Raw genomic sequence first — 15,613 nt, forward strand, 5'->3', positions numbered from 1 at the left:
GGAAACGGGTCAAGTCCCAAAACGTCTGTAAACATGATCTGGCATATACCATATCGATCGTTGTTCCTGCCAATATAAGAAAAACCCATCAAGAATGACACCTTTCATGCATCATCATACGAGGGCCGGCAACCCACGCCGCGCGAAGCCATCAGCGGGGTGATCCATGTACCTGGAGCCCAGCCCTGTTGATGATGTTCCCTGTTTTCTGCCGTTGATGTTCGTTCGCCTGAGGCTCAGGCGGAGCCGGCGAAACCGGCGCTTTCGGCCCTCTTGCGACTCCCATCTACCGCCTTATTCATCTCGACGTATTTGTCAAGGAGATTGCGCTCTATATCCGTAAAACGCACCCTCTGATCAGCGCTCCGACTCCCGCCAGAGAACCGCGAAGACCAGCTTCAAGCACTCCCTCTCTCCCCGGAAGCGCAGGATGACCTTGGCCCTCCTGCGCTCCTCTAAAAAGCTGCGCTCCACCAGGTTGGTGGCGCGGATGTTCCTGCGGTGCACGGAGGGGAGCTTTAGGTGGGCCAGGGAGGCCTCCAGGTCCTCGGCGAAGCTCTTCATGGCGGAGGAGAACTCGGGTGAGAACCTCTTCGCTGTGACCTGGGCCATCATTTTCCCCGCCTCGTAGTCTGGGGCGTCCCGCACAGCCTCCAACCAGGGCTTGAGGAGGGGCCGGACGTTTTCAGGCACTTTATCCAGGACGTTTCTCATCTTGTACACCCAGCAGCGTATCCTCTCCGCCTCCGGCTCATGCGGCCTCCGCCGCCTTGGTGAGGCCGGGAGCGCCATCGGTGGTTACGGTCAAGGGGGGCTTGAGGCCCCGGGAGACCATGTCCCTGAAGTGGGAGAGCCAGTCCTCGTAGGATTCCTTTCCGCCCAAGGTCATGGAGAGGAGCACCTTGGCGCCGCAAGAGAGGATGGCCCAGGAGACCAAGACTCCCTCCTTTAAGCCCGCCTGGGCCCGGAGCGATTCGTAGACGGCGTCGGAGAAAAGGTAGACGACATCGAGGCCGGAGAGGTCCCGCCCCTGGAACTCCTCGTATTCCTCCCACAGGACCTCGGTCAGGCGGCTCACAGAAGAGCGGGAGAGAAGCGATTTCCCGCCCCGGGATATCTCGCACAAGTGGTCCTCTGCCTCCCGGGTGGACAGTCCGCCGGCGTACATCTCGACCACCAGCCTTTCCGAGACGTCGGTGCGCAGCTTGAGCGCCTCCCAGAGCTCCAGGCGGAAGGTCTCCCCCGTCCCCCTCATCTGGGGTAGGTCTATCTCGAGCCTGCCCTCGGCGCAGTCTATATGCCTCTGCTTGTAGCCGTTGCGCCAGCCGGGCGATTCCCCGCCTGAGCACTGGTAGCGCTCCCTGCTCAGCCCTTCCGAAACCTCGGCCTCCAACGCCTCCCAGATCAGCTTTCCCGCTCCATCCTTATCAGCTCGCTGTCAGATTCTCTGCCTCGTTCTCTTCTATGAGCTCTTTTTGCCTTCTTCTCCAGCAACTCGCTCGGTGATATTCTTTTCATAGGTCTGGACTCCTTTCGTCGGTTGCTTTGGTTGTGCATAACAACCGATATGGTAGTCCAGACCGCTTAGAATTTACAGACAGTTTAGGACGTAGCCAGCCGAGAGATGGGCCACAGGTTCGCTTTAGCGATATCTCCAAGATCAGCAGCCACTTGGGCAACAGGCCCTTTTGGTTACACTAATCACACGTCTGGATAACCCGGCAAGGAAGTGAGCTGCGTTACTGTAAATGCCATGCATGCACAAGCTACCAGACCTGAATTTGAGTGGGGGAAGTGACCTCTATTTCTGTACAAAATTTCTATGACGGCCATTCGCCCTTTTCCCAGACAGTGGGCTCCAGGTCGTAACGCATGCTAATCGTCTTGCCTCTAGGATCTGCTTCATTTTCATGGTGATTTTCAAGGAAGCCAAGTTTTTCGTAGAAGTCCCGACTGTCTTGGTAGGCATCAACCGAAATAAAGCGTAACCCGATCCATTCTTGAATCTCTAAAGCTAGACCTATTACGTCATAGACCATTGTGCGACCTATGCCCTTGCCTTGGAAGTCTTTTTGTACGCCGAGCCTGCATATCTTAAGGGCAGGGTATTCGCTGTATGGGATATTATATTCTCTTTTAATTCTATCTTTTTCCTCTTTGGCGAGGCTTATGCAGTCAGTCGCCAAGCTATAAAAACCTACGGTTTTCCCCTTGTATTTTACCAGAGTAGTCATGGCCACATTGGCGTTCTGGTGGCGAAGTGCGTCATTGATAATAAAGTCGTTGAGGTCTTCGTCACCACAATCAAAATCCGAGGGGATATTCTCCTCGGATAGTGGTTCAGAAGTCAAATCTTGCAGGGAGATATTCTCATCCATCACGCCCCTTTAGGGTAGTTGGAAAGGGCTGACGATGCTTCTTAAGCTCCCTGTGAATTTCCCGCGCTTCCTTCAGGAGTCGCTCTTTCTGCGGGCTGTATTTCACCTTGGTGATACTCTGACAGAAGAGATCTATGCTCTTGCCCTTGAGTGTAGGTGTCGGTTCTATCGGTCTTGCCATTTCTGCCTCCGTCGAAAAACTAAGAGAGTGTACCTTATGGTAAATTCTTCAGGCTCTCCGTTTCCTCCTTTTCTATATTCTAAATATTTATATCGTGCCCATCGATTAATTATTTTAACCTATTTCGTCAACCCTGAAACACGTTCAGCCTGCCAGACCTGAGTAAGATCCCGGGCTGCTTCCGATTCTTTATGCAATCCCGGAGTCCCTGTCCAGGCATGCCCGCTTCTCCAGGCTTTTAAACGGGAGCCCACGCACTATCCTAGCAACAACCATGGACAGCAACAAGTGACAGGGTTGGTAAAAAGGGGAGGGAGTGGGCCTGTAAGCCGGATTCTGTACCCGGGGGGATGCCCCGGGCGGTGGTCATCCATCTGGGACCGCCGTTACCGGCGGCCTCATGCGGCCTACCCGAGCCTCGAGCGCCGCGGGCCACGGCATCGGCTCCTATTTGGCCTTGCTCCGGGAGGGGTTTACCAAGCCGGCCCCGTCACCGGGACCGCTGGTGGGCTCTTACCCCACCTTTTCACCCTTGCCCCTGCCCCCATGGGGGGCGGTGGGCGGTTTCCCTTTCTGTGGCACTTTCCGTCGGGTCACCCCGCCTGGGCGTTACCCAGCTCCCTGCCCTGCGGAGTCCGGACTTTCCTCGAGCGCGCCGGCCGGCGCACCCGCGACCACCCGGCCTACTCCCTCCACATTCCATTATATTCGAGCGCCGGCCGGGGATAAACGTTCCCGGGGAGAGCGCGCCTTTCCCGTTGAATCCCAGGTTGGATCCGACCCTGCCGGGAGCAGGGAATGCTTCGCCCGTCCCGGGGGAGCACCGTTCGCAGAAGGTCTTACCCGTGGGGCGCTTGCCGCCTGACCAGGACATATCAAAGCCCGGCTCCCTGCATCGGTCCGAGTTTTCCATCCCGGGCGTCTCCCGCACCGCTCGGGGACCACCACCCGGGGCACGCGCTCAGGAACCGCGCTGCTTCCTCTCCTCTTCCTCCGCCATCGCGATGTATTCCGCCCAGTTCTCGGAGAGCCTGGCCTCGCCCTCGTAGCGCCCCATGGGCGTGATCACCGGCTGAGGCCCCGAGCCGTCCCATTCCTTCTCGGCGGGTTCGAAGCTGTGGCCGGTCACCTTGCCCTCCTCGTCGAAGTGGAACCAGACCCTCTGGCCGGGGTTTTCCTCCGACGAGAGAAAGGCCTTCATGGTGAACAGGTGCTGCGTTTTCAGGTAATCCCTTACGGCGGACATGGCTCACCTCCTCGAGCGCGACGCTTTTACCCCTTCACATTCTATCCTCCCTGACGGCACGTCTTCCACTTACCGCGGGTAGGCGAACACGCCGCGCTACCCCTGCCGGGGGCGCGATCGCGGGAGGAAGGGCACAGGCGGCGACGCTTCACGGCAGTGTCCGCGGGAGGCGCTTTTCCGCCCCAGCGGGGGGAAGGCGCGGCGCTCCTGGGACGGCCTCACTCGCCCGGGGCGGGCAGCTTCTCCGCCAGGTGGCCGAAACCGCAGCGGGCGAGGAGGTTCTTCGCCGCCCCCGCCAGCAGGTCCTCCTCGATCCCTTCGTCGAACCCGAAGAAGCGCAGGTCCTCCAGGAGGGCGGGGTGGTACCCGAACCCCACGGGGAAGTCCGTGCCGTACATGATGCGGTCGGAGAAGTCCTCCAGCAGGCGGTGGAACCAGGGCAGGTTCTTCTCCACCTCCTCCACCTCCAGGCTGGAGGCCGAATCCGGGAGGGAGCTCCCCTGGGACTTCAGGTGATGGTGCAGGCGCAGGCAGGAGATGGTGTTGGTCATGTCCAGCCAGAAATTGGGATATTCTTCCATGAGGCGGTGGGCTAGGCGGAAGCGGGGGAAGAGCGCGTGCACCGCCACCACCTGCATGCGCGGGTGGTCGCGGATGGTGCGCTCCATCTCCTCCAGGTCCATGTACATGCCGTAGAAGGCGTCGAAGCCGGTGTGCACGAGGAGCGGCCTGCCGTGCTCGTCGAGCACCCGGAAGAGCGGCCGCATCTCCTCGCCGAAGGCGGGAAAGCGCTGCGCGTAGGGGTGCAGCTTCATGCCCACGAAGCCGTATTCCTCGATGCAGCGCCGCGTCTCCCCCTCCTTGTCCGGCGTTTCGATGTGCAGGGAGCCGAAGGGCACCGCCTCCGGGATCCCCGCGCAGAGGTCGCGGTTGAAGCGGTTGAGGTCCTCCGTCTCCTCCTCCCACAGGGGGAAGACGAGGTTGAAGAAGAGGGGGATGCCCGAGGAGCGGAGGGAGGCCAGGATCTCCTCCGTGGAGATGTCCTCGCTCACCGGGAATCCGGGGGTGAACTTCTTCACCCAGCGCACCAGGCCGCGCATGCGCCGCGGCGGCAGGATGTGCACGTGGGTGTCCACCCAGGGCGCGCCCCCTACCCCGGGGCCGTCCCCGGCGCTATCCCAGCGCATGGGGATGTCCGCCGCCTGCCAGGCTTCCCCTTCCCCGTTTCGGTCACCGGATGCCATCGTCCCTCCCGTTTGCCGTTTCCGTCGTTATCTACCGTCCTTTCCATCGCTGGCGCCGCCGCGCCGCAAGGGGCATCCGGCAGGGCTAAGCGGATTATACAACATCCACTGGGATGCACGAGGGAACGGGCACGTCGCCGTGCCCGCGGAAGTGCCCCGCGGATGTGCCAGCGGACGTGCCCCGCGGATGTGCCAGCGGACGTGTAGGCGGACGTGCCCGCGGACGTACCACCTGAAGTGCCAGCGGAAGTACCCCACGGACGTGCCATCGGACGTGGCCGCTCAGATGACCGCGTGGGCGAACGCGGACAAGCGCCGCTCCCCGGCGCGTGCCGATAGCGCCTGACGGCGAAAGGACGTGAGGCCTCCCGCCCGCTCCGTACGCGGGAAGCCCCGGCGGGAGGGATTGTATAATTGTGCGGGAAGCGAGGTAAGGGAGGGGAAAGACGAAGGAGGAAGAAAGCGCGTGAGGGGGATATCCCGCCTGCTCCTGGCCATCGTGGTGCCATCTATTATGGTAATAATTTCCATATACGGCGCCGCGGGCTGCGCCGGCGAGGATCTCACCGCCAGGGTGATCGGGCTGCTGCAAGAAAAGGCCGGGACCTTCACCGCCCTCGACTACACCTGCATCACGGAGGACGGGGAAAGCGTCTACCGGGAGGAGTTCTTCCTGCGCTTTCCCGACGGATACCGCTACCGCTTCCTCGACGTCTCCCGGGGGGAGGCGCGCCTGCTGCAATACACGGCGCAATCCGGCAACCGGGTCTACCGCGTGCGCACGCAGAGCGATGACGCCGGCGCCGCCTACCTCCAGGCCGAGCTGTTGCTGGACGTGCCTCCCCTGCGCAACACCGGCGCGTACCTCTCCCTCTACAACCTCTGCGGCAACGCGGATTATTACTCCTCCCTGGCCTCCCTCCTCCAGGGCGGGAGCCTGCAGGTCCTCGCGCGCTCGTCGCTCGGGGGCAAGGACGCCTTTCACCTGAAATCGCCCCCCGGACTCTCCCCGGAAACGGAGCTGTGGATAGACGCCGGGAGCGGCCTGCCGCTGCGCAAGGAGGTCTCCCTCGCCGGGGACAGGCGCATCTCCTTCTCTTACCAGGACTTCAGGATCGACGCGTACGGGGAACTGGAGCCCTTCCCCTCCGGCATCCCGCCCGGCTTCGATGCCTCCCTCCCCGTGAGGGAAGCGACCCGCAACGGGGCGTGCCTTCCCCTGGACCCGGCGGACGCGGCATCGGCGCTGGGTTTCGCGCCCCTGACGGTGGAAATAGAGGGGTTCGCGCTGGCGGGGGCGTACGTGAGGGACCCCACCGCCTCCGACCTCTTCCCCTCCGAGCGGTCCGTGGCCTTCCCCCAGGGTTTCCGGGAGCTTTACCTGGTTTACCGCAGCGGCAGCCGCCAGTGCGAGGTGCGGGAGGTGCCCGTGGTGGAGGGCTTCGCCGCCTACACCACCGGACTGGGAGCCCTCTCGGGCGCTTACCTCACGCAGCAGGAGATCCTGGGGGGTCCGGAGGCGAAGGCCTACTACACCGCCGCCCTCGGTTTCCAGGAGATGCGCCTGGCGACAGGGAGCCTGGAGATCACGGTGACCGGCGACCTCTCGCGCAACGAGCTGGAAGGGCTTTCCGCGGCCTTCCATGAACTGGCCGCGGGCAGGTAGCCCGACGCCTCGGCCCCGGCGCCCGCTTCTCTCCCCTGCTTCGGTACCCGCTCCTCCCGTCCCGGTGGCGTACCGGCCCAATCGCCCGCGTCCCACCGGGAGACCGCGTCGAGAGGACGAGGTGTCCTTTTAACCAGTGGTGTTGCATGGGGAGATCTCGTCGAGGTACGTCGAGGTAACAACACGTAACAAAACGATCCTTCGTCGCATGGCGTCCCACCGGGAGACCGCGTCGCGGGAACGGGGGTATCTACCTCAGCAGGGCTCCGTCAAGCGCTCCGTCCGGCGCATGAGGCGCCCATGCAAGAAGGGGCATGCGCGGGCTTCAGCGGCTGGGCTCTATCAGGCGCAGCGTCCAGCCCAGGGGGGTGTGGTAAGGGGGCTCTCCCTTGAGGGCCGCCTCCATGCGCTCCACCACCTCGTCCGTGAAGGCGGCGAGCATGCGCTCGCCGGCCTCCGGGTCGGCGGCGCGGGGCTCGCCGATGTAGTTGGGCGGGTGCTTTTCCGTGACCCAGGAGAGCATGAGCCCCACGTAAGCCAGGTCCCCGCCCAGTTCCCTCGCCCCCAGCAGCCCCAGCAGCTTCCCCAGCGAGCCGAGCGCCAGGTGGGGCCAGCGCCGGGGGTTGATGGAGGTGCGTTCCAGTTCCTTCCAGGCGGGGCGCACCCTCTCCGGCATGGCCCGCAGCGCGAGCGAGGTCTCGTTGAGCCCCGCGTGGCAATCCTGGGCGTCCCCGCAGGAACCCTGGCCCCTCCCGAGCCGGGAGAGCAGGGCGGGGTCCAGCTCCACCATGCGCCGGTAAAAGGAGAGGAAGGGGGCGACGACGTGGAAGCCCCTCTCCCGGTAAAGGCGCCGCACCGCCTTCGCGGTGGCGATCTGGTGGCGCGGTCCCCCGTGGTTGTCCACCACCAGGAGGTAGTGGAACCCGCGGTCCGCGAGAAAGGAGGCAACCCCGCGGAGCAGAAGGTTCACCGCCCGGCTGTCCACCTCCAGCGAGCCCGGGATGGTGTCGCTGCCCATGAAGAAGGGGGGGAGCACCACGAAACGCAGCCCGGGGTGGGTCCCGGCGAGCCTGTCCAGGGCGCGGTCCCTCACCTCCCTGGCTATCATCACGTCGGTCCCCAGGGGCAGGTGGGGCCCGTGCACCTCGATGGGGCTGAGGACCATCACGAAGACGGTGCGCTCCCGGTCCAGGGAATCGATCTCCTCCCCGGTCATCTCCACCAGCTCAAGCGCTTTTTTGCCCATGGCCGGATTATAGCACCCACGCGGCGACCTTTCGCGGCTTCCGGCCCCCCAAGGCGCCCTCGTCCGGACCCGTATGACAGGGCGACCGGGGGTATCCTCCCTGGAGCCAGGGGATGCAATCGCCGGCTGGAGGTCCGGGTCAGCGGCCGGCAGGGAATCCTGGATGCCGCCGGCCGAAGGGGGTGATAATATCTAAGGAAACCGGGGAAATCGGGGTCCCGGCAAGGAACCCAGGAAATCCGCCCCGGTAAGGAGATCAAGAAACCGGGGACCCGGTACGCGGATACGGGAACGCAGCCCACGGGGAGGTGACGAGGATGGCTTTCAGGGCGGCCTTCATAGCCCACGCGCCGGACGCCGATCCCGCGACCCACAGGGCCGTGGTGGAGACGCCGAAGTACAAGCTCCTGGTGGTCGTGGTCAGCGGCCAGGAGCAGGCGGTCGCGGAGTGCAGGCGTCTGGTCGAGGAGGAGGACATCCACGCCGTGATGCTCTGCCCGGGGTTCACGCACCGGGACGTGGCGGAGATCGCGGAGGCCGTTGGTGAGAAGGTGAGCGTGAACGTCGCCAGGGGGGACGGCCCCGGCAACAGGATAGCCATGGAGGTAATCCGCAGGGAGTGGGCCTGACCCACAGGAAGCGAGGACGTGGTCGCATTGCCCACGGAATTCGAGGAAATAGACGCCGTCATCAACGCACGCTCGCTGGCCATCGTGGGCGCCTCGGGCAAACCCATGAAGTTCGGCTCGCTCTTCACCGCCGCCCAGCTCACCTACGGTTTCTCCGGCCCCGTGTACCTCGTCAACCCAGGTGAAAGTGAGATCATGGGCCTTCCCTGCTACGCGGACCTCGCCTCCCTCCCCGAGGTCCCGGACCTAGTGTACCTGGCCATCCCCGCCCACCGTTCCATGGACATCCTCGAGGAATGCGCGCGCCTCCGCGTCAAGGGCGTGGTGATGCTGGCCTCCGGGTTCCGGGAGGCCGGCGAAAAGGGAGAGGCCCTGGAGAGGGAGGCCATCTCGCTGGCCCGCCGCGGCGGTTTCCGCATCGTCGGGCCCAACTGCTTCGGCATCTACAACCCGCGCAACCGCCTGACCCTGCTTCCCGGCCACGACTTCAGCGACAGGGTGGGCGACGTGGCCTTCATCTCCCAGAGCGGTGGTTTCTCCGTGCACGTGGGGCGCACCTGCGGGGACCTGGGGATACATTTCAGCGCCATCGTGAGCTACGGGAACGGCGCGGACCTCGACGAGTCGCACCTGTTGCGCTATTTCTCCGCGGACCCCTGCACGAGCACCATCGCCGCTTACCTGGAGGGGGTGCGGGATGGAAGGGTCTTCCTCGAGGCCCTCAGGGAGGCCGCCTCCCGCAAGACGGTGGTCATATGGAAGGTGGGCAAGGCGGATTCCTCCCGTCGCGCCGCCGCCTCCCACACCGGTTCCCTGGCCGGCTCCTCGGCCATCTGGGAAGGCGTCCTCCGCCAGTGCGGGGTCATCGAGGCCTGCGGCGTCGACGAGATATGCGACGTGCTCCTGGCCCTCAAGCACATGGGGCGCAGGCCGGGAAGGCGCCTCCTGCTGAGCGGGGGAGGCGGGGGCCTGGGGGCCTATGCAGGCGACCTCGCGGAGGCGGAGGGGCTGACGGTGCCCCCCATGGGGGAGGAGACCGCGTCGCGCCTGCGCCCCATCCTGGACTACCCCGGTACCGCGGTGGGAAACCCCCTGGACATCGGGACCCCGCTCACCCATCCCTCCGTCTTCGAGGCCGCCATGCGGGAGGCCGCCCGTGACCCGGACACGGACATCCTCGTCTTCGACCTGGCCCTGAACTTCGGCTACGGCCTGGTGGGAGAGGAAGGCGCACTGGCCGCCACGGACTCGCTGGTCAGGGTGCGCCGGGAGACGGGGAAGCCCGTGGTGCTCGTGCTTTACTCACGCGCCATAGGCCACCGCGACCTCGCCCTGGAGGAACTCGCGCGCAGGCTGCGCGACCGGCTGCTCGCGGGCGGGGTGGCGGTATTCCCCTCCATGCAACGGGCCATGCGCGCCCTGCGCCTGGTCAATACCTGACTCCATCCCGCGCCTTGATAGCACCCCTCCCGGGTTCCCCCTGCCTGTGCCCCCGCGGGGTACGCGCCCAAGATGCCCTTTGTTCATGGCAAGTCCCCATACCCGGCAGGGAAATCTGAAACAAGCTTAAAAGGTCTTGACATATACATCAGGTATATGTTACATAACGTGATACAACGTATTTATTCCCTGGAGGGTACGATGCGCAACTACCTGAGCACTTACCAGGTCGCGAAAAACCTGGGCGTGAACATACAGACGGTCAGGCATTACATACGCAAGGGGGAGTTGAAGGCGGCTCGCGTCGGGAAGAAATACATCATCTGCCAGGAGGACCTCGACGCCTTCCTGGCGGGGAGGAAGGAGGTGAGGGCCCTCGAGAGGATAGGCCTTACCGAGAAGGGGAGCCAGAAGGTCCGCGAGATAAAGAAGCACGCCGAGAGCATCCTGACCTATCTCGAGGAATGCCCCGGAGCGGACGCGGGCGAACTGGCGGAATCCCTCGGCCTGGGCCGCAGGGAAGTCCTGCGGGCGCTGCGGCGCCTGGAGGAGAAGAACCTTGCGTATTGCGAGGCAAGTGGCGAGAGGTTGGACAGGCAGAACGACCCCTGGTTCGCCGCGCCCCGGCGGACGGCGTGAAACGCCGCGGAGGATAAGGGGTCGCGGAGACTTGACCGCGGGGGAAGCGCCCGTCCAGGGAAAGACGAAAGGGGGGATTGCAGGTGGCGGAAAACGTCGTCGGCCTGCAGGAATATCTCGAATCCTACATTCCTTCGCTCATCTCCAAGCGGCTGGAGGAAAAGCCCCTGCCGAACATGGAGGGGACCAACTTCACCGTGCAGTTGACCATCAAGGGCGAGAAGACCCTGGTTTACGGGTTCGCCGTCAAGGACGCCCGGGAGATAACCGTGTCGCCTGGGGGCATCGCGGATCCCATGCTCGACGTGGTCATCCCCGAAGACGTCATCCGTCCCCTGGTGGACATGGTCACCTCGTTCACCGGCCGCAAGCAGTACGACGCGGCGAGCACTTCCAAGGGCCTGCTGCGCCTGGAGCTGGCCATGCCCGGTGACTGGACCCTGCCGGTGAGCGTGAAGTTCAACGGCGCGGATTCCCCCAGCGTGACCATCTCTGCCTCAGCGGAGGACTTCGCCAAGATGGCCACCGGCGAGATGAGCGGCCCCACGGCCTTCATGCAGGGGAAGATCAAGATGGACGGCGACATGTCCTTCGCCCTTTCCCTGGCCAACATCATGCCGTAGGGCAAGGAACCCGGGCCGGCCCCCCTCCTTTTCGGCCCATATCCCCGCATGGACTCTCGTACACCGCAGCGGGTACATCGCGCTCGGGGGGGCCGGCCCTTTACCTGTCCCGTCCGGTGATACGCCCATCCCGCGATGCGGAGGGCTCCGCGATGCGGAGGGCTCCGCGGCGGCGGCCCCTCACAGGTCGCGCAGGCGTTCCTTCATGATCTTGCCCCCGGGGTTCATGGGCAGGGGCATATCGGAGACGACCACGAAGTCGGGCACCTTGTAGTCGGCTATCTTTCCCCGGCAGTACTCCACCACCTCTTCCGGGGTTATGGAGTGCCCGGGCATGGGAAAGACCACGGCCTTGATCTTCTCCCCCAGCACCTGGTCGGGGACGCCCACCACCGCCACCTGCAGGACCTTGGGGTTCATGAGGATGAGGTTCTCCACCTCAACGGAGTAGACGTTCTCCCCCCCGCGCAGGATCATGTCCTTCTTGCGGTCCACGATGGTGTAGAAACCCTCCTCGTCCTTCACCACCACGTCCCCCGAGCGGTGCCACCTGCGTCCCTCGGCGTCGATGACGAAGCTCTCGCTGGTCTTGTCGGGCAGGTTCCAGTAACCGCGGCACACGCCCGCGCCGCTGATGAGGAGCTCCCCCGGTTCCCCCACCGGCACCTCCCGCAGGCGGTCGTCCACCACCTTGAAGAGCGTGGGCGGGGTCGGCCACCCGATGGAGGAACCCCTCCTTATGACCTCCTCCGGCGGCAGGAGTGAGCCCGCCCCGATGCTGGTGGTCTCGGTCATCCCGAAGCCGTTCCCTATCTTGGCGTGCGGGAAATCCTTGAGCATCAGCTCCCCCAGCTCGGGGGGCATGGGGGAACCGCCCTGGAACATCACCTCGATGTTCCCCGCCTCTACCAGTTTATGGTAATTGGGTTGCATGCGCAGCAGCCAGAACATGGCGGTCACGCCCACGAAGAAGTTCACCCGTTCCTCGACCATGCTCTCGATGACCTGGTCCGCCTGGAAGACGGGAAGCACCACCGCGCCGGCGCCCAGCAGGCAGAGGTTGAAGAGAGTGTGCAGGGCGGTGACGTGGAAGAGGGGCACGGAGATCATCTGCTTGATCTGGTATATGTCTTCCATGGTGTACTTCTCGGGGATGAGGTAGGGCATGCAGCTCAGGAGGGCCTGGGCGTTGGTGGCCACGTTGCGGTGGGTGATGACGCTCCCCTTGGGGCGACCCGTGGTCCCTGAGGTGTAACATATGCTGCAGGTGTCCTTTTCGCCCACCTCCACGCCGATGTGGGGGGGCGCCTCCCTGGCCATGAGGCTGGTGAAGGGCACGGTACCGTCCATGCCCTCGTCGCCGGTGGTCACGAAGACCTCGAGGTTCTCCAGCTTGCCGCGCAGGGGTTGCACCCTCTCGTAGAGGTCGTTCTCCACGATGACCACCCGGGAGCCCGAATCCCGCAGCTGGAAGGCCAGCTCCTCCGTTTCCAGGCGCGCGTTGATGACCACGGAGATGGCGCCCACGGCGGCGATGGCCAGGTAGCTTATGCAGAACTCCGGGTTGTTGAGGAGGATCATGGCCACACGGTCGCCCTTCTTCACGCCGCAATCGTCCACGAGAGACGCGGCGACCTTCCTCACCGCTTCGTCCAGTCGGCGCCGCGTGTACCTCTGCCCCAGGGTCGGGAAGACGAAGATCTCCTCGTCGGGAAACCTCGCCAGACCCTCCTTGAAGATGGCGTAGAGGTTAGGGTACCTGCGTGCGTAGGCGGTTTCCAGGGCTCCCTCGAACCACTCGTCTATGACGCCCTCGCGTGGCCAGCCTCCCCTGAGCATCATCACCCTCCCGGTCCGTTTTCCCCTTCAATGCCGCTGAACAAGCAACACTTCCTTTCAATCCTACCACAGCTACCGCGCGAAACCCATCCCGCCCGCGAGAGGGGTAGCGCAGGGGACCATCGCAAGGCCTTAACCGCTCGTGGCGGGGCCGGCGGCTTCCGCCCGTTGCGGCCGTGGAGTCCCCCAGCCGCTGGAGGGAAGGGGTGAAAGACCCGGGCTGGGAACGCGCTCAGGCCTCGAGTTCCCGGCCCAGGTCCCCGAGAAATTCCCCGCCGGGCTCAATGAGGTCGAAGACCTCCTGCAGCAGGCTGAACACGGACCTCTTGCCCTCGCTCTCCATCCAGATCCTGCGCGCCGTCGTCCACGCCGCGACCGCGATGGCGGCGATGAGGCGGGGGCGGGGGTCGGATGCGGGATCGACGTTCATCCTCTGGGCCAGCGCCTGGCAGACCGTGTCCTCGAAACCGGGGTAGATCACGTTGCGCTCGTAATCGCCGAGGCGGCGCGAATCCCTGGCCAACCTGCGTATGAGCATGATGCGCTCCTCGCTGTCCCGGTCCAGTTCCGCCAGGAGCCGAGCGGTGGCGTAAAGGGTGGCCAGCACCGGCTCTCCCTGCGGACGGGAGAGGATGAGCTCCCTGACCAGGTTGAGTTGATCGCGCCAGTCTCCGAAGAGCACGGCCTCCTTGGAATCGAAGTAGCGGAAGAAGGTGCGCAGGGAAACGTCCACGGTCTCCGTGATCTCCTTTATGGTGGTCTTATCGTAGCCCTTTTTCTTGAAGAGCTTGAGTGCGGTGGACTCCAGGGCGTCGCGCGTCTGTTTCTTCTTGCGCTCACGCCTGCCGATCGGTCCCGCCTTCTCCTTGTCCATGCGCTGATTATAACAGACGCGGCACCCCTGCTCACACGAGCGCTCCACCGTCGTGTGCGCGCGGCCGGCGCGCGTCAACGCGGCCCCGGGCTCGCCGCGGCCCGCGACACCCTTTCCTCCGCATCCGCGAGGCGCTCTTTCAGCTCCCGGTAGTGCAGGAGGCCCTTCATGGCCCTGACCGCTCGCGAAGCCGAGGTGAAGACGGGCAGGTCGTTTTCGACCAGGGTGCGGACGGTCGCGCTTCCCGTGCCCAGGTACGACATCGCCAGGAGCGGCTTGCCGTGCTCGTGCGGCACCCTCGCCAGGTGGGGCAGGAAGGCCAGGAATTTCTCGTCCCAGGCGCTCTCCATGGGGGCCAGCTCCGGCATCCGTTTCTTGATACTCACGCCCATGTCCGCCGCCCCGAATATCCCGTAGATGAAGGCGCCGTCGACCTCGCCGGACGCGAAGACGGCCTCCAGCAGGTCCTTGTAAAGGTAGATATTGGTGGTGAAGGTGATATCCACGGGATTGGCGACAGCGCTCATGGTGCCCGCGAGTTCCCGCAGACGCTCCTGCAGGCGCTCAGAGAAGAGGGGTACCCGCAAGCCGGCCTTCTCCAGGTTATAGGCGAGGGAGGTGCCCGGGCCTCCCGAGTTTGTGATCACCGCCATGCGGTTTCCCGGGGGTAGCGGTTGCGTCGAGAGCGCCCAGAGGCAGTCGATCATCGTGTCCATGTCCTCCACGCGCATGACTCCCGCCTGCCGGAAGAGGCCGTCGTAGAGCCCGTCGGGACCGGTGACCGCGCCGGTGTGGGAGAGGGACGAACGCGAGCCGGCCTCGTTACCCCCCACGTAAACGGCCAGGACGGGCTTGCGCGCCGCCGTTCTCCTGGCCGCGGAGATGAAATCACGGGGCCTTCTCACGGCCTCCACGTAAAGGCCGACGGCCCGCACCTCGTCGCATTCCGCGAAGTATTCCAGGCAATCGACGATATCGATGTCCGCCTCGTTCCCCACGCTGACGGTCTGGCATATCCTAATCCCCTGGGAACGGAGGTAAGGGTTGAGCATGGAGGTGTAGGCGCCCGACTGCGAGGCGACGGCGAAGCCTCCCCCGAAGGGAGGATCCGGGATGGTGGTGGTGTTGAGCCGGAAAAGGGCGTTCTGCACACCCACGCAGTTGGGCCCCAGGAAGCGGATGCCGTACCTCGCCGCTATCTCCCTGATCTCCCGCTCGAGACGCCTGCCATCCTCGGCGAGGGTCTCCGCGAACCCGCCGGAAATGATGATGGCGTGACGGATGCCGTACCTCCCACATTCTTCCAGTACTCCCGGCACCACCTTCGTGGGCAGGACCAGCTGCGCCAGGTCCACCTCCCTGCCGATCTCCTCCAGGTCCCGAAAGGCCTGTAAGCCCATCACCCGTTCCTCGCTGGGATGCATGGGGTAGACCTCGCCACGGTAACCGCTTTCCAGTAGGTTGGCAAGCTGCATGGTTCCCATCTTAAGTGGGTTGTTGGAGGCGCCGTAAAACGCTATCGACCGCGGATTCATGATCCTTTCCAGCGGATTCACGCCTTTACCTCCTCACCGCTGCGGCCCGCATATCCTTGCCCCGACGCCTTGC

At 64.2% G+C, this 15,613-nt stretch carries 14 protein-coding genes and 1 other RNA gene; 5 read left to right on the plus strand and 10 right to left on the minus strand.

Going from position 1 to position 15,613, the window contains the following annotated elements; all coding sequences use genetic code 11:
• Positions 1-357 precede the first annotated feature (357 nt).
• The 6 genes from H5T73_01285 to H5T73_01310 all read right to left on the minus strand — a co-directional run bounded on the left by H5T73_01285 (position 358) and on the right by H5T73_01310 (position 5,049).
• Positions 358-723 carry a transposase gene (locus tag H5T73_01285; GenBank protein MBC7246397.1) on the minus strand — a complete coding sequence of 122 codons (366 nt, stop codon included), beginning with the start codon at positions 721-723 and terminating at the stop codon, positions 358-360.
• A gap of 28 nt (positions 724-751) precedes the next feature.
• Complete coding sequence (locus tag H5T73_01290) at positions 752-1,393, minus strand: transposase (GenBank protein ID MBC7246398.1); 642 nt, start codon at positions 1,391-1,393, stop codon at positions 752-754.
• A 427-nt stretch (positions 1,394-1,820) separates the two neighbouring features.
• On the minus strand, positions 1,821-2,378 hold the full coding sequence (locus tag H5T73_01295; GenBank protein MBC7246399.1) for a GNAT family N-acetyltransferase: 558 nt from the start codon (positions 2,376-2,378) through the stop codon (positions 1,821-1,823).
• 490 nt (positions 2,379-2,868) lie between these two features.
• An RNA gene (rnpB, locus tag H5T73_01300) (RNase P RNA component class A) lies at positions 2,869-3,249 on the minus strand.
• A gap of 271 nt (positions 3,250-3,520) precedes the next feature.
• The gene (locus H5T73_01305) at positions 3,521-3,805 is read right to left on the minus strand and encodes a hypothetical protein (GenBank protein ID MBC7246400.1); all 285 of its coding nucleotides are present in this window, start codon (positions 3,803-3,805) and stop codon (positions 3,521-3,523) included.
• 218 nt (positions 3,806-4,023) lie between these two features.
• Positions 4,024-5,049 (minus strand): amidohydrolase, encoded by a 1,026-nt coding sequence (locus H5T73_01310; protein MBC7246401.1) that lies wholly within the window; start codon positions 5,047-5,049, stop codon positions 4,024-4,026.
• A 466-nt stretch (positions 5,050-5,515) separates the two neighbouring features.
• Here H5T73_01310 and H5T73_01315 point away from each other — a divergent pair, with 466 nt between their 5' ends.
• Positions 5,516-6,715, plus strand: coding sequence for a hypothetical protein (locus H5T73_01315; GenBank protein ID MBC7246402.1), 1,200 nt, complete (start codon positions 5,516-5,518; stop codon positions 6,713-6,715).
• A 325-nt stretch (positions 6,716-7,040) separates the two neighbouring features.
• Here H5T73_01315 and H5T73_01320 read toward each other — a convergent pair whose 3' ends face one another.
• Positions 7,041-7,961, minus strand: a complete 921-nt coding sequence (locus H5T73_01320; protein ID MBC7246403.1) for a creatininase family protein — start codon at positions 7,959-7,961, stop codon at positions 7,041-7,043.
• Positions 7,962-8,278: 317 nt separating this feature from the next.
• Here H5T73_01320 and H5T73_01325 point away from each other — a divergent pair, with 317 nt between their 5' ends.
• The 4 genes from H5T73_01325 (at position 8,279) to H5T73_01340 (ending at position 11,292) form a co-directional block, all read left to right on the plus strand.
• Complete coding sequence (locus H5T73_01325; GenBank protein MBC7246404.1) at positions 8,279-8,590, plus strand: hypothetical protein; 312 nt, start codon at positions 8,279-8,281, stop codon at positions 8,588-8,590.
• A 27-nt stretch (positions 8,591-8,617) separates the two neighbouring features.
• A complete protein-coding gene (locus H5T73_01330; protein ID MBC7246405.1) occupies positions 8,618-10,030 on the plus strand; it encodes a CoA-binding protein in 1,413 nt (470 codons plus the stop codon).
• A gap of 201 nt (positions 10,031-10,231) precedes the next feature.
• Positions 10,232-10,669 (plus strand): helix-turn-helix domain-containing protein, encoded by a 438-nt coding sequence (locus H5T73_01335; protein MBC7246406.1) that lies wholly within the window; start codon positions 10,232-10,234, stop codon positions 10,667-10,669.
• A gap of 77 nt (positions 10,670-10,746) precedes the next feature.
• Positions 10,747-11,292, plus strand: coding sequence for an SCP2 sterol-binding domain-containing protein (locus H5T73_01340; protein MBC7246407.1), 546 nt, complete (start codon positions 10,747-10,749; stop codon positions 11,290-11,292).
• Between the two features lie 180 nt (positions 11,293-11,472).
• Here H5T73_01340 and H5T73_01345 read toward each other — a convergent pair whose 3' ends face one another.
• The 3 genes from H5T73_01345 to H5T73_01355 form a co-directional block, all read right to left on the minus strand.
• Positions 11,473-13,134, minus strand: a complete 1,662-nt coding sequence (locus tag H5T73_01345; protein MBC7246408.1) for an acyl--CoA ligase — start codon at positions 13,132-13,134, stop codon at positions 11,473-11,475.
• 229 nt (positions 13,135-13,363) lie between these two features.
• A complete protein-coding gene (locus tag H5T73_01350) occupies positions 13,364-14,005 on the minus strand; it encodes a TetR family transcriptional regulator (GenBank protein ID MBC7246409.1) in 642 nt (213 codons plus the stop codon).
• 74 nt (positions 14,006-14,079) lie between these two features.
• Positions 14,080-15,540 (minus strand): CoA-binding protein, encoded by a 1,461-nt coding sequence (locus H5T73_01355; GenBank protein MBC7246410.1) that lies wholly within the window; start codon positions 15,538-15,540, stop codon positions 14,080-14,082.
• Positions 15,541-15,613: the final 73 nt, after the last annotated feature.

It is taken from the genome of Actinomycetota bacterium (assembly GCA_014360655.1).
Classification (GTDB): domain Bacteria; phylum Actinomycetota; class Geothermincolia; order Geothermincolales; family RBG-13-55-18; genus JACIXC01.